Source organism: Psychrobacillus sp. Z3-81 (assembly GCF_056620325.1).
In genome coordinates this window covers 127,376-149,174 of the sequence record NZ_JBWQPU010000003.1, presented here as the reverse complement: position 1 = coordinate 149,174, position 21,799 = coordinate 127,376, and the positions used below count along the sequence as shown (strand labels likewise).

Below are 21,799 nucleotides of genomic sequence, written 5' to 3'. Positions count from 1 at the left end.
TTGGTTTAGTCTTCCGCATTCATCATTTTTCGTCGGCTACTCCAGAGAGCACCTACCAACTCCATCAGAAATGCGTGTATATTCATACCGTATTGTACTATACCATACCTTTTTTATACTTTCAACTATTTATTCCCTAAATTTCAGGAAAAGCTCTACTTCCGTTTTCCCAATCTGCAGGAGTTTCGCTATTTCATCAATCGACATTCCTTTATCCTGATAATAAAGAACCTTTTCTTGCGTTGTTTCAGGCTCCGCCATTTTAGGTGTCTGCTTCATTTGAGTGTAAGTAGAAGCAGCTAGCTGCTTAGAAACATAGGTTTTAGGAAGAGGTTGCTTTGTTTCATGATTACTTTGCGAATCTATAGTTCTCTTTGGAGATTGACTTTTTGCATCCCTATTCAGCTCAGCCAATAACCGATCATTTTCATCCTTCATCTCTGCTAAATAAGCACTAATGGAGTTTTCTAGATTGTTCATCATACTCTCTTGTTTTCTTTCAAAATCTTGGAACTTAGATAGCTTTGTATATAGCAATGCGATGAAATAGAAGCTGATTATTTGTAGGATAAATAAAAACACTAGCATGATGGTCATTATAAGCTGCTCCTATCCATTAAAATCTACAAAGTTCCCCTTAAAGGGATGCTTAGAGTTCTTTGGTTGTTGCTTTTTTTTGTTTCGTTGCTGCTGGCCATTTTGTTGCTTTCTAGGATCTGAATCCTTAAACTTCGAGGTTTCGCTTGATTGAAGAACCGTTTCTCGGTTTCGCTCTAGCTGTCTCTCCGTCGCTTCCTGTGCATGTGCCTGACTAATAGTGCTTTGCTGCTGCAACTGCTCAGCTACCTTCCCTGCATCAAATGTTTTGGGAATGGCGATTTGTAATTCTACTCCTTTTAAGCTCATACTTCCGCCTCCTAAGAATTCAGCATTTCTGAAGCTAATAATTTTCGCAGCTTAAACAGTGCCTTGGAGTGAATTTGAGAAATTCGAGAAGTAGATAAGCCAAGCATTTCTCCAATTACGGTAAGTGTTAGCTCCTCCGTATAAAACAAACTTAGAACTAACTGCTCTTTTTCGTTTAAATGTTGGATCTGTTCAGCTAAATCGTGCAGGAGCTCTCGCTTCACTAGATGCTGCTCAGGTGTTCTCTGATTATCATCTCGGATAACAAAGGATTTACTATCAGTCTCTTCATTATCCTGTAGCTGCTCGTCCATCGATAAGACGTTTGAAAAGAAGTTTTCTTGTACAGTTTGATAGACATCCTCTACCGGCATTTGAGTATATTCCGCTATTTCCTCTGGAGTTGCATGTCTCATCAGTTTTTGCTCTAGCGCTTCAATTTTTCCTTCTAATCGTTTTGCTTTCTCTCTCGATGACCTTGGCAGCCAGTCCTCTTTTCTTAAACCATCTATAATTGCTCCTCTAACCCGAAAAGAGGCATACGTATCAAATTTTAAGTCTCTCGATTGATCAAACTTATTTAGCGCATCAAAGAGCCCCATCATCCCTAAGCTTTTTAGCTCTTCTCTTGAAATGCTTTGTGGAATGCTAGCACCGATACGTTGGACATGATAAGTAACAAGGGGAGTGTATTTTCTCAGAAGCAAATCTCCAGCTTGAGGGTCCTTGCTTTCACTCCATTTTTTCCACAAGAGCTGCTCTTCTGCCGAATGTTGTTTTGACACAATTATCCTCCTTTCGCATTTTCCTGGTTTTCCCCATAACTTGGGGTTGATTTCCGTTCTGGCTAGACGCTTTCCTGGGGGCGCGGCTTCGGGACAACAGGATGTTGTTCAGGAAAACGTTGGCACACGATGTGCCGTTCTTAGTTTTCCATCTTGTTTCGGATGCTTCCGAAACAATTGGATTTTCCGCACGGGTGCTCCTGTCGCAGAAGATATTTGCTCCTGTCGCTTCGCTTTCGTCGCAAATAAATTCGCTAATCCCCTAGGAGTCGCCAGCCGACACTTCAATCAAACATTTCTTATAGATCATCCCCAGCTTTTGGTGATAAACTATTTTTCTTACTCGATATCATTATTATACCAATTTATATACGAAAAAGGGAGGTCGAACGCGGCGACTCTCCCTTCCTCTGCTACTCGTTCAACATATTTTTAATAGCTTTCGCATATTCTTCTGATGTTATTTCCTCATTAACTGGGTTACTCTGCATCTTTTCTCCTGCTTGTTCTGTAGTTTCATTTTTATCCTCTAGAATAAAAGATAGAATTCCTCTTACCAAAAAGGTAAGAAAAAAGACAACAATGGCAACAACAAAGGCAGTCGTAAGTATTCCTAGACCGGCAGTAAATGGGTAACAGCTAAGAAAATAAATAGTAAAAGCGAATAAAGCCGCCCAAAAATTAGAAAGTATTGAACCTACCATGTTATATTTCTCTCACTCCCTGATTGACAGTTCGTATATGTAAGAATCCCTTTGCAGGGTCGAATTCAATCGTTCGCCCGCTATTTCCCCCCGTGTCCTCCGCGATTAGAGGGATGGAATGTATTTTAAGTTGCACTTTTACCGCTTCTACATTCCTTGGACCAATTCTCATCGTCTCACTGCTGGAGGAAAAGGAAAACATTTGAGCGCCTCCAGCAATCTTCGCCTTTAAGCGAATAGGAATAACACCTTTTTGCTTTAATAAATCAATAAGTGCAGGAATTCCTGTATCCGCAAACTTTGCATGATTCAAGTTTTCCGTTCTTCCAAGACTGGATTCAGGCAACATTACGTGAACCATTCCGGCAATTTTTAGTCTTTCCTCATACAACACTACACCAACACAAGATCCAAGTCCGGAGGTTCTGATGGTATCAGGGGCTTGGATCACTTTCATGTCCGCTATCCCGACTTTTACCACTTGACCGGTAAGCTCTTGATTTCCCATGTTAATCGACTCCCAATGCCTGAAAGATTGTATGAAAGGAATCAGGCTCCGGCAGTAAGAAAAAGTGCCCTGTTACAGTTTCTCCAGTGAATGCCTCTTCATCACTTATTGTGGTATTGATGACGATAACAGAATCACTAACATGTGATATCTCCACCAGGCCAAAGCTGATGATGGCCCCTACCATGTCCACACTTAAAGCAGGGACAGTCGGAAAAATATGTAAGGAGGTAAAATCAGAGAGTGCTGAAAGATAGGAGCCAGAAAGAATATTACCTAGCTCCTGTAAAGCAGATGCTGCGATTTCCGAAACAGCACCTGTTTGAAAGTCAATCGTGTCGTCCTGTACTAGCTTTTGTATAAACCTGCTAGCCTGTTCGACAGGCAGGACAAAAAACATGCTTCCCTTTACATCTCCTTCAATACGTAGGTAGATACCCGCAACCACGCTCTCTGGCCCACCGGCTAGCTCCATCATATGATCAAACGATACCATTTCAACCTTTGGAACGTTCATCTCAATTCTCTTATTCAATAAAGTGGAAAGTGCAGTAGCGGCGTGGGCCGCACCAATATTGCCAATCTCCTTTAAAATGTCTAGATGCATGGAGGTAATGTTGTTCTCGTACATCTTATTCACCATTTCCATTCACATGCAAAATAGTGGGTAAATGTAAATGAATCAATAACCGTTTTTCTATTTTAGTTACACCAGCGATGAAGGCTTGTTCTACACCACCAACGACCTCAGGCTGTGGTTCAATCAATTCATCGGGTATATCTAACACATCGTTAGCAGCATCTACAATCAACCCAACATTCTTTTCCTCCGATGAGATGATGATAATTCGAGTTGCCTCTGTAATTTTACTTTTCTCTAAGCCTAGCAGTATTTTCAGATCAATGATTGGCGTTACCACCCCTCGGAGATTGACAACTCCCATTACATGGGAAGGTGTGTTTGGAACTCTGGTGATGTCCATCATTTTTTCGATCCCCTGCACTTGGCTTACCGGAACAACGTACTCATTATCTGCTAGCTGGAAAACAACAAACTTCTTACTTTCTGTACTTGTAGTCTGTGTCATGCTTTATACCTCCTCTCTACTTAATTAATGCGTTACAGTCGATAATAAGTGCCACTTTTCCGTTACCTAAAATCGTTGCTCCAGATATAGCAAAGACACTGGATAAGTAACCACCGAGTGATTTTAAAACGACCTCTTGCTGACCAATAAAGGAGTCTACCACCAAACCAGCCATCTTATCTCCTTTTCGAACTAACACGACAGAGAGGAATTGATCCTCCTCCTTGGCATTTGGTACTTCTAATACCTCCTCCAAATAGACTAGTGGCACTACCTTCCCTCTAAAATCTATTACCTTCTGATTATGTCCATTTAAGATATCAGATTTACGTATAATTGCGGTTTCAATAATAGAAGACAATGGAACAGCATAAATTTCCTCTCCAATTTCCACGAGCATGACAGAAATAATGGATAGAGTTAATGGCAGCTGAATAGAGAATAGCGAGCCTTTTCCTTCTGTGGAGGAAATGTCCATCGTACCACCAAGAGATTCAATGGTAGTCTTTACCACATCTAGCCCTACTCCTCGGCCAGAAACATCTGAAATAACCTCAGCAGTAGAGAACCCGGAGGACATGATCAGCTCTGCTACTTGTTTGTCCGATAACGACGCCGCCGTATCCGCTTTGATGATATTTTTGGCAATGGCTTTTTTTAATACTCTCTCCCTATTAATCCCAGCTCCGTCATCTTCAATTTCAATGAAGACATGATTGCCACTATGATAAGCTCTTAAGACAACCGTTCCTTCTTCTGGTTTTCCATTTGCCTTCCGAACCTCTGGGCTTTCAATACCATGATCTAAGGAGTTACGAATTAAGTGGACAAGCGGGTCGCCAATTTCATCAATCACTGTGCGATCTAGCTCTGTCTCTGCCCCAATAATCTGCAGGTTAATTTTTTTATTCAAATCACGGGCAAGCTGTCGAACCATTTTAGGGAATCGATTAAACACAGTATCTACTGGTACCATTCGCATGTTTAAAATAATGTTTTGTAGATCACCAGTGATTCTTGCCATTCTTTCTACCGTTTCATCTAACTCACTATCCTTTAGGTTGTTGGATATAGATTGTAGACGACCTCTGTCGATGACTAATTCCTCAAATAAATTCATAAGGATATCTAAGCGTTCAATATTCACTCGGATTGTTTTACTTGCTGCCGCCGAAACAGTCCTAGAAGAGGATCTATCTTCCTTTTTCACCACATTCTGATCTGCTTCCACTGCCTGTGCATCTTGTTGTTCTATTTCTTTCTTCAATAATTCCTCGTTTTGACGAAGCTTCAGCTGATCCAAGGTCACCTCTAATACGAACACCTCTGTTACTTCCGAAACTTTTAACAGCTTTTGCTGCAGGTTCTCCTTCGTTTCTGTTGTAACGAAGGCTACAAAGAATTGATTGTCAAAGTCCTCATTCTCGAGCCTTTCAACCGGCGGAGAAGATTTGATGACCTCTCCCATTTTTTCTAGCAGCTCGAATACCATGTAAACCCGAGCAGCCTTAAGTAGGCAATCATCTCGAAGCGTCACGGCTATTTCATATGTATAGAAGCTTTGCTCACCTGATTGTTGTATGACCGTCAACTCATAATCGTCGTAGGTTAACCAATTAGAGACTATGTTGCTTTTCGCAGGTGCTTCTTCCACGATAGTAGCTGCTGCTGGCACTGCTTCTCCGCTCTCGATTAGATGCAGCTGTTTAACTGTTTCCTCCACATCTAGCTTGCCGTCCCCACCGCCTGCAATGTCCAAAACCATTTCCTCCAGCTGATCCACTGCCACAAATACGACATCTAACAGCTCCGTTGTAACCTCTAATCGCAAGTTCCTTATTTCATCTAAGACGTTCTCGAGTTTATGAGTTAGGTTTGCAATATCCTCATAGCCCATCGTCGCGGACATTCCCTTTAGGGTATGTGCAGAACGAAAAATTTCATTCACGATGGAAATATCTGCCGGATTTTTTTCTAGTTCTAATAAATTCTCATTACACGCTTGCAAATGCTCTTTACTCTCATCAATGAACATCTCTAAATATTGATTTGTATCCATTTTGACACCCCTTCAAGGCAAATATTGAATAATTGAATTTGCGATTCTTTCTAAATCTACTACTTCATTTACTAGCTGCGTTTCTACTGCCGCCTTGGGCATTCCGTAAACGATTGCAGTATTTGCGGACTCTGCTATTGCAACAACGTTACCGTGCTCGTTTAATTGGACAAGGCCCTTGGAGCCGTCAGAGCCCATCCCCGTCATGATGACAGCAATTTTATTAAAGTCATGAAGCTTACTAACATTCTCAAATAACACATCTACTGATGGGCGATGTCCACCACGAGGAGGTTCCTGGTTATCAAGCTCGATAGTGAAGGTAGGACCCATCTTTCGAACTTTCATATGGTAGCCACCTGGTGCAATATATACATGCCCGTCGGATAAAATGTCCCCTTGCTCTGCTTCCTTAACCTCCATATCAGACAGCTGATTTAGTCTGGTTGCCAACGATTTCGTAAAGCCTGCCGGCATATGTTGGACAATTAAAATAGGTGCTTGGATAGTGCTTGGAAGTCTACACAGAACCTCTTGAAGAGCCCTGGGACCCCCTGTAGAAGTTCCAATCAGTACGAGCTTCTTGCTACTTTTATTCCACCCACTAGATTTGATTGGATTTGGAAGTGTAGGCTTCTCTGTTGGTTTCGAAAGCGATACCGGTTTCTTCACCTTTTGAATGGATACATTCGCCGCGTGAATCACTTTTTCCACTAGCTCATCTTTTATTTTTTCCAAATCAAGCGAAATGGTCCCACTCGGCTTTGCCACGAAGTCTATTGCACCAACTTCTATAGCCCTAAGCGTATTTTCTGTCCCCCTGCTAGTCGTACTGGAAAGCATGACCACAGGGACTGGAGTGATGGCCATAATTTGACGTACTGCCTCAATCCCATCCATCTCTGGCATTTCAACATCCATCGTCACTACATCTGGTTTCCATAGCTTGATCTTTTGGATTGCGTCCCTTCCATTTCTGGCGATACCTACAACCTCTACCAGGTCATTTCCTTTAAAAAAATCACCGATAAGCTTTCGCATAAATGCGGAGTCATCTACTATTAATAGCTTTTTCTTCCTAGCATTCAATGTTCTCACGACCTTCCAAATAAGCTTCTTAACCGTGTGATAAATTTGCTTTGCTTTGGATACTCTTCTTCCATTTGAACATCGGTGAATTTGCTGACTATTCCATTTAGCGCTTTTGTTATCTCTGCATGTGGAAAAGCAATAGAAAATGGTACCTGCTGCTGGACAGCTTTTCTCACGTGTGAATCCTCTGGCAAAGAGCCGAGAATGGTAATCTCTTTTGATAAGAATCTTTCCATCGCAAGCTGCAGTCTAGCCACTGTTTCTCTTCCCTCTTCCTTCGAGAAAGCCCGATTACAAAGTAAGTAGAAATGTTTATCTGCATCTTTATGGTAGATAAATTTCATCATCGAATAGGCATCTGTGATTGAAGTAGGTTCGGCAGTTGTTAATACGATGATGTCATCCACTGCTACTAGCAAATCTAATGTTTGAGGGGTAGCACCTGCCCCCATGTCAAATAAAATATAGTCATAGTTTCGTTGAAGGTATTCAAAGGCTTCGATCAACCGATGGAACATATCCTCTGTCCAATCCATTACACCATTTAAACCAGACCCTCCAGAAATATATTGGAGATGATTCGGTCCCTCATACATCACTTGCTCTAAAGAACACATTCCCACCAAATAATCCCTTAAGTTTTTAGGAGCTGTTTTCCCTAGAAGGATGTGGATATTTCCCATTCCAATATCCATGTCGATTAATACTACTTTTTTTCCGAGGCTACTAAGGGTTGTAGTGAAGTTTGTAGAAAAGTTACTTTTCCCTACGCCCCCTTTTCCACTGACAACTGCAATAGAACGACCAAGTCTGCTTTCATTACGAAGCATGCGTAATCTTAATTCTTCCGCTTGATCTCTCATGATTGCAGCCCCTTCAACAACATATCTATTACTTTTTTAGGGGTTCCATCCCCAATATCCTCCGGGACTTCTTGACCATCTGTATAGTAAGCAAGTCCTTTCTTATATTTAACCATTAAATTGATTAGGGAGCCAACAGAATTTGTTTCATCTAGTTTTGTAAAAATCAGCTTTTCAATTGGAAAATGCTGAAATTGCTTGATAATACTCTCCATATCTCTTTCTTTAGAGGTGGAGGACAGCACTAAAAAGGTTTCCGAATCATGCTTAACATCTACGAGAGACTCAAGGTCCTCCACAAATTTTTGTTCCTTATAATTACGGCCAGCAGTATCGACAAAGACAATGTCCAAATGTGCGAACTTTTCAGTTGCTGCTTTCAGGTCAGCTTCGTTGTAAATGATTTCGATTGGAGCTTGTAGAAGACCGGCATAAGTTTTAAGCTGTTCGATGGCCGCGATACGATAAGTATCCGTAGTGATAAAGCCAATCTTTTTCTTTTTCTCTAATACAGCTCTAGCCGCTATTTTGGCTATAGTGGTCGTCTTCCCTACACCGGTCGGACCTAGAACGTTAATATATTTCTTTTGATACGTAATGCCACCGAAGGAAAGATCTGCGAGCTGCTGAAGTAAGATTCTTTCTACTCCAGCTGCAAGCTCCTGAAAAGAGAGCTCTTGCTTTTTGGAAAGCACAAAAAGCTCATCACTAACTGTTGTGATAAGCTCTTCTGCTAACTCCTGCTCCTTCAAGTAATGAATAAGGTTCTTCATTTCCTGTGGATACTGCTGTTCAAAAGAGGGTCTTTGAATGGATTTAAGCATAATTTTAAGATCTTCCAGCTCTTTTTTTATTTCCAAAGAGCCATCCGATGTTTGCTGTGGGGGGGAAGGTAATGGCTCCCCAGAAGGCTTATAAAAATCCTGCTGTGTATCCATCCCAGCTACCACTTCAATTGACTTTTTCTTAAACATGCCTAAAAACCCTTTGGAATAAATAGCCTTTTGACTCATTATAATGGCGTCGTCTCCAAGTTCCTTACGGATTAGCTTCATCGCCTCCGGAAGGCTAGCAGCTACAAATTTTTTCATTTTCAATCTACATTCACCACCCCAACGCTTTGTACTTCAATGGAATTTTCCAATTCATTGTAGGAGAGAATTGGAACCTGTGGAAAATATCTCTCCGTCATTTGCCTGATATACATCCGAACTGCTGGAGAGCATAGAACAATTGGAGACTGCTCCATGAGAGACACTCGCTCTATTTCTCTAGCCATTGATTCTAAGATTACTTGAGAATCATTTGGGTCAATGGACAAGTAATTTCCGTGCTCTGTTTGCTGGATACTGTCTGCAACTAATTTTTCAACGCGACCTGATACAGTTAACACCTTTAAAACAGAGCCATTGATTGCATATTGTGTTGTAATCTGCTTTGCAAGTGACTGTCTAGTATATTCTGTTAATACATCTACGTCGGAAGTCAGCTTCGAGTAATCTGCCAATGTTTCAAATATAATAGGTAGATTTCGAATAGATACACGCTCCCTTAACAGATTGCCGAGTACCTTTTGAATCTCTCCAATTGATAGAGGCGTCGGTGTCAGCTCATCCACAAGGATAGGGGAGCTTTCTCGAATATGATCTATCAGCTGCTTCGTTTCTTGTCTTCCCAGTAAATCGTGTGCATTATTTCGAATAATTTCAGTCATATGGGTCGATACAACACTAGGAGGATCTACCACTGTGTATCCTAGTATTTCTGCATCCTCTTTGACAGATTCCGTTATCCACTTCGCAGGAAGCCCGAAGGAAGGCTCAATGGTATCAATTCCTTCAATCGTATCATCATCGCCAGGGCTCATCGCTAGATAATGATCAAGCAGCAGCTCTCCCCTTGCCATTTCATTGCCTTTTATCTTAATGCGGTACTCATTTGGCTGTAGCTGAATATTATCTCTAATTCGAACGACCGGGATGACAATTCCCAGCTCCAATGCAAGCTGTCTTCGAATCATTACTACTCTATCCAGCAAATCTCCGCCTTGTGCTGTATCCACTAACGGAATTAATCCATAGCCAAACTCAAATTCTATCGGATCTACATTTAATAAATTAATCACATTTTCAGGACTCTTCATGTTGTCTGTTGCAGCCTCTTCTTCAAACTCTTCCAGCTCTATAGGATCCTGCTTACTGTTTTTGCCCATCATATAAGCCCCTACCGCTAAAGCGATAGCTATCGGGAAAGTAAGGATTATACCGATTGGAGTAACGACACCTAAAAGAGCAATCGTAACAGCACCTACGTACAATAATTTCGGTTGCGAAAGAAGCTGTCCAGTAATATCACTACCTAGGTTTCCTTCTGACGCAGCTCTTGTTACTACGATACCCGTTGCAGTAGAAATTAAAAGTGCTGGTATTTGAGATACCAAGCCATCTCCTACAGTCAACGTAGAGAATTGCACAGCAGCTTCGGCAAATGGCATGCCCATTTGGACAACACCAATGATCATTCCAGCGATAAGATTGATCAGCACCATAATAATACCGGCGATTGCATCTCCTTTTACGAACTTTGTCGCCCCATCCATCGCACCATAGAAATCGGCTTCTCTACTTACTTTCTCTCGTCGCTCTCTAGCTTCTCGCTCCGAAATCATTCCGGCGTTCAAGTCAGCGTCTATACTCATTTGTTTCCCTGGCATTGCATCTAATGTAAATCGTGCAGCTACCTCAGAAACACGCTCTGAACCTTTTGTAATAACTAGAAACTGGATAATAACTAAAATCGCAAATACTACTAAACCTACTACGATATTGCCACCGGTTACGAATGTACCAAATGTCTCTACAACTTTTCCCGCATCTCCTTCCGAAAGAATTGCACGAGTAGTAGAAACATTTAATCCTAAACGAAACAAGGTAACGATTAGTAACAAAGGTGGAAACACAGAAAACTCAAGCGCTTCCTTCATATTCATTGCCGTCATAAGAATGAGCAGCGCAATGGTAATATTGACAATAATTAAGAAGCTCAATAACCAATGTGGAAGTGGGATAACCAGCATTGCCACTATAGATATGACACCAGCTAAAACAGCTATATCGCGGATTTGCATTACCTTCCACCTCTATCTTTTTCATTAAATTTTTTGTTTAATTCGATACACATACGCTAAAACCTCTGCTACTGCCTTAAAGAATTCATCAGGAATTCTTTGGCCAATCTCTACTTGATCATACATCGCCCTAGCCAAAGGTCGGTTTTCTACCATGACCACATCATGCTCTTTTGCAATCATCTTAATCTTCTGAGCCACAAAATCCGCTCCCTTTGCTACCACAATGGGAGCGTCCATTGAGTTATCATCATACTTTAAGGCAATTGCAAAGTGAGTGGGATTGGTGATGACAACATCTGCATTTGGGATTTCCTGCATCATCCGTCTCATCGCCATTTCTCGTTGTCGCTGCCTTATACGAGATTTGATTATCGGATCCCCTTCGGTATTTTTGTGTTCATCCTTTATATCCTGCTTGGACATCTTTAGATTTTTTTCATAGTCATATCTTTGATAAAAATAATCAAGGACTGAGATTAACAAAAGAACAAAAGAAGCAGCTATCCCCATCATCCCTGTTAACCAACCAACTGTAGATAGGATATCCCAAGGAGTTTTAAAGGAAAGAGACAAAACCTGTTCTAGATTCATCCAAATAATAAGGGCTGTAACAGAGCCTATAAAGGCTATTTTCAAAATAGATTTTAAAAGCTCTATTATAGCCCTCATAGAAAATATGCGTTTTAATCCTTTTATTGGATCAATCTTTTTCAAATCCAATTTAAGCGGCTCTGTTGTAAATAAAAGACCAAATTGAAAGAAATTAGCTGCGATCGCTGCAATGACTGCCACCGCCATAATAGGTAACAAAATAACTGCAATTTCCATTAGTAAATCTTTATAAATCTCAATGGTGGTATCAATTGTCAACGAATCCATTAGCATGTAACTATTAAATGTTATATCGAAGAAAGAGAAGATCTCTGAGCGCAAAAAGCCGCTAAAGAAAAAGAGAAACAAAAAAACAGCTAGTAGCACAAAAGCACTTGTTACATCCTGGCTCTTTAAGACCTGCCCTTTCTTTCGAGAATCGAGTCTCTTCTTAGGCGTAGCTTTTTCTGTTTTTTCTCCGGCAAAATACTGTAAATCTAATCGGAGCAACTCCAAATTAGCCACCACCTAAAATTATCATTAAATCTCGCATGCTAAACATCATAATCTCAAACATTTTCTGCATAACAGCTATCAGCACGCCCATCATCACCAACAAAACGATGAAGCTCACACCGATTTTTATAGGAAATCCGACTACGAAGATATTTAGCTGAGGCACCGTTCTGGCTGTAATACCAAGTGCAATATCCACTAGAAAAAGAGTTGCAACGATTGGAATAGACATTTGAAAGGCAACTGCAAATATTCCGGCAAATGTTTTTGCAATAAACTCTGCATAATTGCCTCCAAACGCTGGCCATCCTGCATCCAATGGCATGAATTGATAGCTATAAAATATTCCATCGAGGAGCAGATGATGGCCATTTATTGCTAATAGCAAAAGTAAAGCAATCGTATTAAAGAATTGTCCGACTAAGGGACTCTGTGCTCCAGTCTGTGGGTCAATCACATTGGCAATCGCAAAACCCATTTGAAAATCAATAAATCCACCAGCGATTTGAATCGCCGACATAATGATAAAAGCAAGTAGACCAATCAGTAATCCAACCAGTACCTCTTTTATGATAAGCATCATGTAATCACCATTAATCTCAAATGGTGGATGATCGAAGCTATAATACATCATCCAAGATAGAAGCACCGCAAACGCAATACGATGATTTGCCGGTATTGTTCTATGAGAGAATAAAGGAAGCGTTACAAAGAATGCTGATACTCTGGCGATAATTAATAACAAAACAGTAAAATTAGGTAATATTTCTTCCATACTGATCAACCTATGTATCTAACTAAATTTTCGAAGATGTCTGCAGCATACGTTGTTACTTGAGAAAGCATCCAAGGGCCAAAAAATACGATTGCCACTAATACAGCCACAATCTTTGGAACAAAGGCAAGCGTTTGCTCTTGAATTTGGGTGGTTGCTTGAAAAATACTCACGATAAGACCTGTAACCAATGCAACTAAAAGTAAAGGACCTGAAGCTAGTAGAATAATCCAGATAGCTCTCTCTGCAATTGCAATTACCATTTCACTATTCATAACAATCAGCTCCTAAAAACTTTGTAGAAGGGATTTCATCACGAGATACCAGCCATCCACTAGTACAAATAAAAGAATTTTAAATGGCAAGGAGATCATTACCGGTGGTAACATCATCATCCCCATAGACATAAGCACACTTGCAACAATCATATCTATTACTAAAAAAGGAATAAAAATCATAAATCCAATTTGAAACGCGGTTTTTATCTCACTTAGAGCAAAGGCTGGAACCAATGTAGTTAGAGGAATATCCTCAATTGTTTCCGGTCTTTCCGATTCGGTATATCGTAAAAATAACTCCAAATCCTTTTGACGAGTATGCTCACTCATAAACTCCTTAAACGGTCCACTCGCTCTGGAGTAGGCCTCCTCCAACGTTATGTCCTCATTAAACAGAGGTGTTAACGCTGTCTCATTTACTTCCTGTAATGTCGGAGCCATGATAAAGAATGTTAAAAATAAAGCTAATCCTACTAACACCTGGTTAGGTGGCATTTGGTTCGTTGCAAGCGCAGTCCGTACGAAGGATAAGACAATGATAATCCGTGCAAAGGAAGTCATTAAAATAAGAATACTTGGTGCCAAAGATAAAACCGTCAGCAACAGCATTAATTTGATGGATGTGGAGACATTAGATGGATCACTGTCCGAGAAAAATTGGACGAAATCATTCATGGTCATTACGCTCCTTTGCTTTCCAATCCTTTAATACGTTACTGCGGTCTTGTTTAACCTCTTGCAGTCTTTTTTGCAAGGTATCCTGAAAAGAGGAAGAAGGCTGAGTGGAGGTTGAATCCTTCCTAGCTCTAGCACGCTGAAAAATTTCCACCAAATAAGGAACTGCCTTACCACTCACGGTTGTTTCCTCATACATGGTCGTTAATTCTTCTATTTCCTTTGGATTTGTGATTTCTTTCAATAAGGTGATGTTTTCCCCAATACCAACAACATATAAGGAGTTGCCTATTTGCATAAGCTGAATAGACTTACCTTGCCCTACTCCCATACCTCCGAGATTTTGGACAAGACGGTTTTGCTGGAACGTTCTATTTTTACTGTTTAAAAAACGTAGGACAGCAAATAACAGTCCAATCACCAATAAAAGAGCAAAAATCATCTTTATATAGTCCCAAGCAGTGACAGAAACGCCTTCAGAACCGCTTAATGGCTCCTCATCCAGCGGTGGAACTCCTTCTGCCTCTGCTTCAGAATCTTGTGTACTTCCATCTTGCTCTGTTTCTTCTTCCGAAGGTTCATCGCTTGGCTTGTAATTATCCTTTACCCATTCGTGTTGGTTCACCGCTGCATTCGCCTCTATCGGATTTGGTAGAAACAAAATACATGTAATAAAACAACAAAGTAAAAGGGAATAATATTTCATTTCTATTACCCTATCGCTTTGGAGATAGCTTCAATTACTCGATCAGCTTGGAATGGTTTCACAATAAAGTCTTTGGCTCCAGCTTGAATTGCATCAATAACCATTGCTTGCTGCCCCATAGCTGAACACATAATGACAGTTGCAGCAGGATCCTTTTCTTTAATCTTTTTAAGTGCATCGATGCCATCCATCTCGGGCATTGTTATATCCATTGTTACTAAATCCGGCTTAAGCTCTGTATATTTTTCTACAGCTTGTATACCATCTGCTGCTTCTCCTACAACCTCGAAGCCATTTTTCGTTAGAATATCCTTAATCATCATTCTCATAAATGCTGCATCATCCACAATTAGTATTCTCTTTGACATTTTTCCTTGTCCTCCATTGCTTATCTTAAATTATGAATTCGCTCTGCTTGGCTTAATATTTCTGTAATACGCACTCCGAAATTCTCGTCAATTACCACTACTTCACCTTTAGCAATCTGACGGTGGTTCACTAATATATCAACGGGTTCGCCAGCAAGTTTATCCAATTCTATAATCGAGCCACTTGTCAGCTCTAAAATGTCTTTCACGGTTCTTTTCGTACGTCCTAATTCTACTGTCACACTAAGCGGTATATCGAGGAGTAAATTTAAATTTCTCGATTCATTCTGTGACAAATGAGGAGCTTCAAAGCTAGTAAACTGAGCCTGCTGAACCTCTACTTGCGCCTTAGAAGGTTTTGGCTGACTAATTGGCATAGAAGACATTTCCTGCACATCCTCTTGATAAGTCTTTTTAGTTACTGAAATAGGAGCTTCTTGAATTTTTTCCTCTACCACGGTAGCTGCTGCCTCAGATTCGCCTTGCTCTCCAATCAGAGATTTTACTAACTCTAATCCGAAGTCCAGCGGTAAGAGCTGCATGATATTGGAATCTATTAAACCTCCTACTCTTAGGCGGAAGGAAATTTTTATTAACAGCTCTTTACTTGGTATAGCCTCTACTCCTTCACCCTCAAGCAAATTCATTAAATCTATCGTTGGTGGCGAGATATCGACCTTTTTATTAAAAACTGTAGACATAGAGGTTGCTGCAGAGCCCATCATTTGGTTCATGGCCTCTTGTACAGCACTCAACTGTATCTCACCTAAATCTGAACTCGGATCAGTGCCGTCCCCACCAAGCATCAAGTCAGCGATAATCGCTGCATCGGATTGCTTGATCACTAAAAGATTAGAGCCAATCAAGCCGGCTGTATATTGAACTTGAACAGCCACATAAGGATGTGGGAATTCCTCCTTCAACTTACTTTGGTTAATCATACTTAAATTAGGAGTAGTTATATCTACTTTTTGCCCGAGTAACGCTGATAAAGCGGTAGCGGAGCTTCCAAAAGAAATATTCCCAATTTCTCCGAGTGTATCCTGTGCAAAGGAATCTAAATAATCCTCGATTCTCGTTTCCGTATTTTTATCTTCTCCAACTGTACCTCTTAGGAGAGCCTCAATTTCTTCTTGAGAGAGCATATCATCACTCATCATCATCCTCTCCTCCTTTCAAAGTCTCAATAATTTGAACTGCCATCCGTTTTTTTAGCTTTCCAGGCTGCGCACTAAATTTAGGAACATCGCCAACCTTTATAGTCAACGGTTCCTCTATTTTTGTTTGAAGCTGGATGACATCACCCAACTGCAAGAAAAGTAAATCCTCCATTGTAATATCTGTTTTGCCAAGCTCCGCAACAACTGGTAATTCTGCAGACTTTACTTGCTTTTTTAGAATCTGTAATTGCTGCTCAGAAACCTCTTTCTTGTTTGATTGCATCCAATATCTCACGGAGAGATTAGGTACAATCGGCTCTAGCACAACATGTGGTATACAAATGTTTATCATTCCACTCGTTTCTCCAATAACCGTGTTGAAAGAAATAACAACAACTGTTTCATTCGGTGAAATCATTTGGAGAAACTGAGGATTTACCTCTAGCTCTGTCAATATTGGATCTATATCCGCTATATTGGACCATGCTTCTCGTAAGTTATCAAAGGATCTTTCAAAAAGATTCGTCATGATTTTTGTCTCTATCTCTGTTAGATTATCTGTTTTTGAATAACTCTGCCCTTTTCCACCCATTAATAAATCTAACATAGAATAAGCAATGTTTGGGTTAATTTCCATTAATATATTTCCTTCAAGTGGCGGAACTTCAAAAACATTAATTAATGTCTTGTGCGGGATAGAGCGTATAAATTCTTCAAAGGGAATTTGGTCGACTGATACTACAGAGATTTGTACATATGTTCTCAGCTGAGCAGAGAAAAAAGTCGTTAACAGACGAGCAAAATTTTCATGGATACGCGTTAAGCTTCTTATTTGATCCTTTGAAAAACGAAGTGCTCTCTTAAAATCATACACACGCACTTTTTTTGCTTCTTGTTCGAATTTCATATCATCTGCTGTCATTTCTCCTGTGGAAAGAGCGCTTAACAACGCATCTATTTCTGATTGAGATAAAATATCTCCTGCCAATTTGCCCACCTCCATTTCACATAATGCGTATCCTACTGAATAATGTAGGATGTAATATAAACTTGCTGAATCTCTCCATTACTCATGAGCTCATTGATTTTCGTTTTGATGGAAGATTCAAATGCCAGCTTTCCTTCTTTTCCTTCTAAATCCTTCGGAGTCATTTCCGATAATTCCGTTATAATAATATTTTTCACTTGGAAATCTCTTTTTGCCAGCTCCTCTGCACTATCCTTACTATCTGTTTGAACCTTCAAAGAAAGTCGAATGAATTTATTACCTGATAAATTTGTAGTTATCTCAGGAATATCAATGGATGCCTCAATGATTTCATCGATAGTTGGCTCAGTACCCTCATTCCCTTTACTTAATTGGAAAAATGCGATAAGGAATATCACTCCTACTAGAGTAATAGAAACTAATATGATGAGTGTTATCGTTAGTAGTCTGTTATTGTTCTTCAAATTGAACACCTCTTACTTGGGGATTCGATAAAATATGTATAGCTTGATAAAACTGCAGAATCTTTTCGGCTACTTCTTCTCTGCTCTCTTTGGCTACATATTTATGACCGTTCGTTAGCGTTATCGTTGTATCTGGAAAAGATTCTACCGTCTCTATGTATAGAGCATTCAATGAAAATTCTTTACCATTTAATCTAGTTAAGTGAATCATATAAAAGGGCCGGGCACTAAGGAACGGCCCAACCCTCCCTTGCTAATAAAATTAATTATCGTTTTAGATTTACTAATTCCTCTAAAATTTGATCTGATGTTGTGATGATTCGTGTGTTAGCTTGGAATCCACGCTGAGCAACGATCATGTCTGTGAATTCCTCGGAAAGATCCACGTTGGACATTTCAAGGAAGCCTGATTGCACGGAACCAATTCCTTCTTTTAATGCAACTTGATTCATTGGATTACCTGAGTTCGATGATGCTTGATAATAGTTAGATCCAGTTTTTTCTAACCCGCCTGGATTAGCAAATTTAGTTAATACTAATTGTCCTGCCCATCTAAGAGTACCAGCAGCATCTACGAAAGTAATGGAACCGTCTTGTCCTACCCCCATACTTTGGGCATTTGTTGGTATACGGATAGGAGTATATGCTGGGGTTCCTCCTACAGCAGTTACTGGTATTACATCGGGCATCTCACCTGGCGTTCCTGAAAGATTTCCAGTTACAGCTGCAGCTGTAACGTCTGTGTTGGCTGGATATGTTGTCCCTACAGTTGTTGGATCTCCATCCCACCCTATACCAACACCAACTAGGAATTTACCATTTGAATCTACTAAATAGCCATTGTTATCCATATAAAAATTCCCTGCTCTTGTAAAAGATGGATTAGTAAATGTTCCTGCTCCTGTTGTTGGATCTACATCATTATTCCCGTCAGCAACTTGGAAAAAACCATCTCCTGAGATCGCTAAATCCAATGTATTACCAGTGGATTGTAAAGAACCACCCGCATGAATAGTATCGATTGCAGATAATTGAGCTCCTAGACCTACTTGCTTCCCATTAACTCCCCCGCGAGTTAATGTAGCTGCAGATGCTGCAGCAGTTGTTTGTGATACTAAATCTTTAAAAACAGTACGACCTTTTTTAAAACCATACGTATTAACGTTTGAAATGTTATTCCCAATTACATCTAACTTTGTTTGGAAGTTTTTTAAACCTGAAATACCTGAATACATTGAGCGAATCATTCTTATTTCTCCCTTCTATTTTCGTGCTGCTTCTATCATTCCACAGCACATAGCATCCTTTAAAGGTCCTGCTATCCCAGCACAATGGTGCCGTCTATATTTGTGAATAATTGATTTGTTGCTTCCCTGCGATCCATGGCCGTAATCACCGTCGAATTCTTCACACTGACAATTAATGCCACCTGATCCATTAACACCAATGAATCATTCACACCCTTTTTGCGCGCTTCCGACACCTTATCACTTACAAGTCGCCAATCTGCATCTGTCAGATGAATATTACGTTCTGCCAGTCTAGCGCTTGCATGCTTGCTAATCTTTAGCTGTGTGTTTTCCTGCGCATCTTGTAGATGCTGTAAAAACGATTGCCTTGGCGTAGTTACTTGTTTCGCCTGAATAGGCTGGCGTATTACCGGTTGCAATGGGACGCGATTAATCATCATTTTGTCCATTGACCAAACCTCGTTCTATTTAATGGATGTTATTTGCTCTGTACTTACAGCAGTCCCATCTGAAAGGTTATATACTATTTTCCCTTCCTTTTTAGAGACAGATTCAACTGTACCACTTCCTACTATTTCACCAGCTTTAAATTCTATTAACCTGCCAATCATCATGCTAGCTTCTACTAAGCTGTTAGAGGACGAACCGGCTGTTAGTACTTCAGATATATTTCCTGGTGAGATTACTTTTCCATCAGCTAGCGTAAATTCTGCTCTGCCTTCCACAAACTTAACAGCTACAATGGAACCCGTTCCTTCTTGGATAATAAAGTCGCCTTTATCATCTTTCTTGTCCGTGATTTCATGCCATTTAATTTCTTTTCCAACAAAATTGCTATATTGAATCAGCTGTGTTTGGTTTTGAGCCTCGGCATATTTTTCAAATGCCTTTGTCATATTTGTCATTTGCTCTAGCGAAGAAAACTGTGCCATTTGGGAAATAAACTCTGTATCCTCCATCGGACTGGTTGGATCCTGATTCTGAAGCTGAGTCATGAGTATTTTTAAAAACTCATCTTTCCCTAATGTCCCGTTACCTGTAGTTCTTGTAGACTTTTGCTGTTGAGACAAGTACATATTGCTTGTTATTGGTTGAAAATTAGTCATTCGTTATACCTCCAATCCATCTAGTAAATCTTGGAATGATAGTGGAACCTCTTCCTTATTATCCTGTTTTTCTTGTTCCTGTGATTGCTGCTGTTGCTTAAAGGATCCATCGAAACTCTGCTGACGATCTTGACGAGCAGTATCCTGAAGAGCCAAACTGACCTCAAGCTTTTCAACCTGAATATTTTGACTAAGCAAACCATTTCGAAGCTGCGAAGCATTGGTATCAAGCAATTCTTTACCGAGTGGCGTGCTAGCAAGCATTTTTGCAGTCAGCATCCCGTCCTTCTGGATTAGTTCAATGCGCACTGTTCCAAGTTGCTCTGGATATAACTTTAGTACTAAACGATTAGCTCCACCAGACTGACCAAATTGCACTCTATTCATGATTTTTTGAAGCTCTTTTGCCAATTCCTCTGATTGAGCAGGCTTATTGAACGGCAGAACAATCGTGCCTGTCTCTACCTTCGGCTGTGTAAGATTAGGTAGCTGCCCTTGAGTTGCCATTGTTTCCTTCGCCTCTACCACTGTATCCGAAGTGATTGGCTGGGAAAGGATTTTTGTGAAATGCAGATTCGAGTTAATTGCTTTCATTGATTGATACGCTGGAAAACCCTCTGTCTTTCCTGAGTTTGCTAACCCTTCCTTAATAGAACCTAATAATTGGCTTATATCAAATAAAACGGATTCTTGCTTTAAGGTTAAGTCAGATTTTTTGCCTATCATTTCTACCATCTTTAGTTGCCCAACCAGTTGAATAGCCAAATCTTTCTTTGGCTGCCCTGATTGAACAGAAGTTAAAATAGCCTCCCTTATTGCTGGATCCTGCATTAGCAATCCTTCTATAAAGCCCCACATATCTGTTTCTTTCTCTAGAGATTTTTCCCCGACTAAATCAGTGAAGAGTGCGTGTAGCTCGTCCTGACTTACAGGCTCTCCGACCATTTCTTCTATCTCCTCTAATGACGTTAGATTTAATAGCGCAAGAAGATCTTCCATTCCTGAAGCTTGTTCTGTAAGGGATTCGGAAGCTGGATTTGTTAGCATCTGACCAAACACTTGACCAAACACTTGACCAAACGCTTGCATGTTACCGGGCTGTTTCGTGAGTTGGATGGAAGCCATTTTCGGCATAACCGGTGTAATATTCATTTTTTTCACCTCCCTTCAAGTATTCTGTTTATTACTGAGACATTAACTCTATATATTTCGCCGCATCTTCTGGAGACATTTTTTCGTATATTTTCGCTACCGTCTCTGGATTTAAGGAAGTCAAAATTCGAAGAGCTTCTGCATCGCTCATTTTTGTAATGACTGGTGCTGCAGTTTTTGCAGACATGTTTTCAAAGGTTGTCACCACTTCTGCAAATTCTCTCTTTGCACCTTCCTTTTGTCTTTGCAAACTTTCGATTTCATCAAGCAATCTCTCTTGCTCTAACAAAAGTTCTTCTTTCGATTGCTCTGACTGTTCCATTTGACGCTGAAGCTGGTCGATTTGTACTTCTTTCTCTTGAATATCGGACTGCAATGACACTACTCGTTGCTCAAGCCGTTCATTTTTTATCTCCTCTTTAGCTGTCCCATCTTCGTTAAGACTAGTTAGCTCCTTCGCCTTTTCGAAAATATTTACATTGGTAAGTTGAGCAAAGCCTAACAGGAGAGCTAAAGCAAATAAGAAAGGGATAAAAAAGAAGTGGAAAAACATTTTCCCCTTGCCTATCTTGTTAGGTTTAGAGTTATTCACTTGTACACCTTTAGTTGTTTTGGTTGGTTTAGCCATGGTTTAC

At 40.2% G+C, this 21,799-nt stretch carries 27 protein-coding genes; all 27 read right to left on the bottom strand.

The window, feature by feature from the left end; genetic code table 11:
* Window positions 1–129: 129 nt before the first annotated feature.
* The 27 genes from AC1ECF_RS04780 to AC1ECF_RS04650 all read right to left on the bottom strand — a co-directional run bounded on the left by AC1ECF_RS04780 (window position 130) and on the right by AC1ECF_RS04650 (window position 21,792).
* Window positions 130–597 (bottom strand): DUF6115 domain-containing protein, encoded by a 468-nt coding sequence (locus AC1ECF_RS04780; protein ID WP_480388260.1) that lies wholly within the window; start codon window positions 595–597, stop codon window positions 130–132.
* Window positions 598–609: 12 nt separating this feature from the next.
* Window positions 610–906, bottom strand: coding sequence for an RNA polymerase subunit sigma (locus AC1ECF_RS04775; RefSeq protein WP_480388259.1), 297 nt, complete (start codon window positions 904–906; stop codon window positions 610–612).
* Window positions 907–917: 11 nt separating this feature from the next.
* Window positions 918–1,691 (bottom strand): FliA/WhiG family RNA polymerase sigma factor, encoded by a 774-nt coding sequence (locus AC1ECF_RS04770; RefSeq protein WP_480388258.1) that lies wholly within the window; start codon window positions 1,689–1,691, stop codon window positions 918–920.
* Between the two features lie 413 nt (window positions 1,692–2,104).
* Window positions 2,105–2,395 (bottom strand): hypothetical protein, encoded by a 291-nt coding sequence (locus AC1ECF_RS04765; protein WP_480388257.1) that lies wholly within the window; start codon window positions 2,393–2,395, stop codon window positions 2,105–2,107.
* 1 nt (window position 2,396) lies between these two features.
* Entirely contained in the window at window positions 2,397–2,903 is a 507-nt protein-coding gene (locus AC1ECF_RS04760) for a chemotaxis protein CheD (RefSeq protein ID WP_480388256.1), read from the bottom strand.
* A gap of 1 nt (window position 2,904) precedes the next feature.
* On the bottom strand, window positions 2,905–3,546 hold the full coding sequence (locus tag AC1ECF_RS04755) for a chemotaxis protein CheC (RefSeq protein WP_480388255.1): 642 nt from the start codon (window positions 3,544–3,546) through the stop codon (window positions 2,905–2,907).
* Entirely contained in the window at window positions 3,536–3,991 is a 456-nt protein-coding gene (locus AC1ECF_RS04750; RefSeq protein ID WP_480388254.1) for a chemotaxis protein CheW, read from the bottom strand. Before AC1ECF_RS04750 ends, AC1ECF_RS04755 begins: the two co-directional genes overlap by 11 nt.
* A 16-nt stretch (window positions 3,992–4,007) precedes the next feature.
* Window positions 4,008–6,050, bottom strand: coding sequence for a chemotaxis protein CheW (locus AC1ECF_RS04745; RefSeq protein WP_480388253.1), 2,043 nt, complete (start codon window positions 6,048–6,050; stop codon window positions 4,008–4,010).
* Window positions 6,051–6,062: 12 nt separating this feature from the next.
* The gene (locus AC1ECF_RS04740) at window positions 6,063–7,091 is read right to left on the bottom strand and encodes a protein-glutamate methylesterase/protein-glutamine glutaminase (RefSeq protein ID WP_480388417.1); all 1,029 of its coding nucleotides are present in this window, start codon (window positions 7,089–7,091) and stop codon (window positions 6,063–6,065) included.
* Window positions 7,092–7,144: 53 nt separating this feature from the next.
* The gene (locus AC1ECF_RS04735; protein ID WP_480388252.1) at window positions 7,145–8,005 is read right to left on the bottom strand and encodes a MinD/ParA family protein; all 861 of its coding nucleotides are present in this window, start codon (window positions 8,003–8,005) and stop codon (window positions 7,145–7,147) included.
* Window positions 8,002–9,102, bottom strand: a complete 1,101-nt coding sequence (locus tag AC1ECF_RS04730) for a flagellar biosynthesis protein FlhF (protein ID WP_480388251.1) — start codon at window positions 9,100–9,102, stop codon at window positions 8,002–8,004. The genes AC1ECF_RS04735 and AC1ECF_RS04730 overlap by 4 nt, the downstream gene beginning before the upstream one ends.
* Window positions 9,099–11,132, bottom strand: a complete 2,034-nt coding sequence (flhA, locus tag AC1ECF_RS04725; RefSeq protein WP_480388250.1) for a flagellar biosynthesis protein FlhA — start codon at window positions 11,130–11,132, stop codon at window positions 9,099–9,101. The genes AC1ECF_RS04730 and flhA overlap by 4 nt, the downstream gene beginning before the upstream one ends.
* A gap of 24 nt (window positions 11,133–11,156) precedes the next feature.
* Window positions 11,157–12,242 (bottom strand): flagellar biosynthesis protein FlhB, encoded by a 1,086-nt coding sequence (gene flhB, locus AC1ECF_RS04720; protein ID WP_480388249.1) that lies wholly within the window; start codon window positions 12,240–12,242, stop codon window positions 11,157–11,159.
* Window position 12,243: 1 nt separating this feature from the next.
* A complete protein-coding gene (gene fliR / locus AC1ECF_RS04715) occupies window positions 12,244–13,017 on the bottom strand; it encodes a flagellar biosynthetic protein FliR (RefSeq protein ID WP_480388248.1) in 774 nt (257 codons plus the stop codon).
* 5 nt (window positions 13,018–13,022) lie between these two features.
* Entirely contained in the window at window positions 13,023–13,292 is a 270-nt protein-coding gene (fliQ, locus tag AC1ECF_RS04710) for a flagellar biosynthesis protein FliQ (RefSeq protein WP_480388247.1), read from the bottom strand.
* 12 nt (window positions 13,293–13,304) lie between these two features.
* Window positions 13,305–13,970 carry a flagellar type III secretion system pore protein FliP gene (gene fliP / locus AC1ECF_RS04705; RefSeq protein WP_480388246.1) on the bottom strand — a complete coding sequence of 222 codons (666 nt, stop codon included), beginning with the start codon at window positions 13,968–13,970 and terminating at the stop codon, window positions 13,305–13,307.
* Entirely contained in the window at window positions 13,963–14,676 is a 714-nt protein-coding gene (locus AC1ECF_RS04700) for a flagellar biosynthetic protein FliO (protein WP_480388245.1), read from the bottom strand. Before AC1ECF_RS04700 ends, fliP begins: the two co-directional genes overlap by 8 nt.
* Window positions 14,677–14,681: 5 nt before the next feature.
* Entirely contained in the window at window positions 14,682–15,044 is a 363-nt protein-coding gene (locus AC1ECF_RS04695) for a response regulator (RefSeq protein WP_480388244.1), read from the bottom strand.
* A gap of 20 nt (window positions 15,045–15,064) precedes the next feature.
* Window positions 15,065–16,201 (bottom strand): flagellar motor switch phosphatase FliY, encoded by a 1,137-nt coding sequence (fliY, locus tag AC1ECF_RS04690; protein ID WP_480388416.1) that lies wholly within the window; start codon window positions 16,199–16,201, stop codon window positions 15,065–15,067.
* Window positions 16,194–17,192: a flagellar motor switch protein FliM gene (gene fliM / locus AC1ECF_RS04685; RefSeq protein ID WP_480388243.1), complete on the bottom strand. Its 999-nt coding sequence runs from the start codon at window positions 17,190–17,192 to the stop codon at window positions 16,194–16,196. The genes fliY and fliM overlap by 8 nt, the downstream gene beginning before the upstream one ends.
* 32 nt (window positions 17,193–17,224) lie before the next feature.
* A complete protein-coding gene (gene fliL, locus AC1ECF_RS04680; RefSeq protein ID WP_480388242.1) occupies window positions 17,225–17,656 on the bottom strand; it encodes a flagellar basal body-associated protein FliL in 432 nt (143 codons plus the stop codon).
* Window positions 17,643–17,867, bottom strand: coding sequence for a flagellar FlbD family protein (locus AC1ECF_RS04675; RefSeq protein WP_480388241.1), 225 nt, complete (start codon window positions 17,865–17,867; stop codon window positions 17,643–17,645). Before AC1ECF_RS04675 ends, fliL begins: the two co-directional genes overlap by 14 nt.
* 55 nt (window positions 17,868–17,922) lie before the next feature.
* On the bottom strand, window positions 17,923–18,903 hold the full coding sequence (gene flgG / locus AC1ECF_RS04670; protein WP_480388240.1) for a flagellar basal body rod protein FlgG: 981 nt from the start codon (window positions 18,901–18,903) through the stop codon (window positions 17,923–17,925).
* Between the two features lie 71 nt (window positions 18,904–18,974).
* Entirely contained in the window at window positions 18,975–19,355 is a 381-nt protein-coding gene (locus AC1ECF_RS04665) for a TIGR02530 family flagellar biosynthesis protein (RefSeq protein ID WP_480388239.1), read from the bottom strand.
* A gap of 15 nt (window positions 19,356–19,370) precedes the next feature.
* Window positions 19,371–20,012: a flagellar hook assembly protein FlgD gene (flgD, locus tag AC1ECF_RS04660; protein ID WP_480388238.1), complete on the bottom strand. Its 642-nt coding sequence runs from the start codon at window positions 20,010–20,012 to the stop codon at window positions 19,371–19,373.
* A gap of 3 nt (window positions 20,013–20,015) precedes the next feature.
* The gene (locus tag AC1ECF_RS04655; protein WP_480388237.1) at window positions 20,016–21,164 is read right to left on the bottom strand and encodes a flagellar hook-length control protein FliK; all 1,149 of its coding nucleotides are present in this window, start codon (window positions 21,162–21,164) and stop codon (window positions 20,016–20,018) included.
* Between the two features lie 31 nt (window positions 21,165–21,195).
* A complete protein-coding gene (locus tag AC1ECF_RS04650; RefSeq protein ID WP_480388236.1) occupies window positions 21,196–21,792 on the bottom strand; it encodes a MotE family protein in 597 nt (198 codons plus the stop codon).
* Window positions 21,793–21,799: the final 7 nt, after the last annotated feature.

Coding starts and splice junctions, on each gene's coding strand:
- AC1ECF_RS04760 (WP_480388256.1), bottom strand. CDS start 2,903: ATGGGAAATCAAGAGCTTACCGGTCAAGTGGTAAAAGTCGGGATAGCG.
- AC1ECF_RS04745 (WP_480388253.1), bottom strand. CDS start 6,050: ATGGATACAAATCAATATTTAGAGATGTTCATTGATGAGAGTAAAGAG.
- fliP (WP_480388246.1), bottom strand. CDS start 13,970: ATGAATGATTTCGTCCAATTTTTCTCGGACAGTGATCCATCTAATGTC.
- flhA (WP_480388250.1), bottom strand. CDS start 11,132: ATGCAAATCCGCGATATAGCTGTTTTAGCTGGTGTCATATCTATAGTG.
- AC1ECF_RS04765 (WP_480388257.1), bottom strand. CDS start 2,395: ATGGTAGGTTCAATACTTTCTAATTTTTGGGCGGCTTTATTCGCTTTT.
- AC1ECF_RS04650 (WP_480388236.1), bottom strand. CDS start 21,792: ATGGCTAAACCAACCAAAACAACTAAAGGTGTACAAGTGAATAACTCT.
- AC1ECF_RS04750 (WP_480388254.1), bottom strand. CDS start 3,991: ATGACACAGACTACAAGTACAGAAAGTAAGAAGTTTGTTGTTTTCCAG.
- AC1ECF_RS04755 (WP_480388255.1), bottom strand. CDS start 3,546: ATGGTGAATAAGATGTACGAGAACAACATTACCTCCATGCATCTAGAC.
- AC1ECF_RS04700 (WP_480388245.1), bottom strand. CDS start 14,676: ATGAAATATTATTCCCTTTTACTTTGTTGTTTTATTACATGTATTTTG.
- AC1ECF_RS04665 (WP_480388239.1), bottom strand. CDS start 19,355: ATGGACAAAATGATGATTAATCGCGTCCCATTGCAACCGGTAATACGC.
- fliR (WP_480388248.1), bottom strand. CDS start 13,017: ATGGAAGAAATATTACCTAATTTTACTGTTTTGTTATTAATTATCGCC.
- flgD (WP_480388238.1), bottom strand. CDS start 20,012: ATGACTAATTTTCAACCAATAACAAGCAATATGTACTTGTCTCAACAG.
- AC1ECF_RS04780 (WP_480388260.1), bottom strand. CDS start 597: ATGACCATCATGCTAGTGTTTTTATTTATCCTACAAATAATCAGCTTC.
- AC1ECF_RS04775 (WP_480388259.1), bottom strand. CDS start 906: ATGAGCTTAAAAGGAGTAGAATTACAAATCGCCATTCCCAAAACATTT.
- fliQ (WP_480388247.1), bottom strand. CDS start 13,292: ATGAATAGTGAAATGGTAATTGCAATTGCAGAGAGAGCTATCTGGATT.
- flgG (WP_480388240.1), bottom strand. CDS start 18,903: ATGATTCGCTCAATGTATTCAGGTATTTCAGGTTTAAAAAACTTCCAA.
- AC1ECF_RS04675 (WP_480388241.1), bottom strand. CDS start 17,867: ATGATTCACTTAACTAGATTAAATGGTAAAGAATTTTCATTGAATGCT.
- AC1ECF_RS04740 (WP_480388417.1), bottom strand. CDS start 7,091: ATGCGAAAGCTTATCGGTGATTTTTTTAAAGGAAATGACCTGGTAGAG.
- AC1ECF_RS04695 (WP_480388244.1), bottom strand. CDS start 15,044: ATGTCAAAGAGAATACTAATTGTGGATGATGCAGCATTTATGAGAATG.
- AC1ECF_RS04735 (WP_480388252.1), bottom strand. CDS start 8,005: ATGAGAGATCAAGCGGAAGAATTAAGATTACGCATGCTTCGTAATGAA.
- AC1ECF_RS04655 (WP_480388237.1), bottom strand. CDS start 21,164: ATGAATATTACACCGGTTATGCCGAAAATGGCTTCCATCCAACTCACG.
- fliY (WP_480388416.1), bottom strand. CDS start 16,201: ATGAGTGATGATATGCTCTCTCAAGAAGAAATTGAGGCTCTCCTAAGA.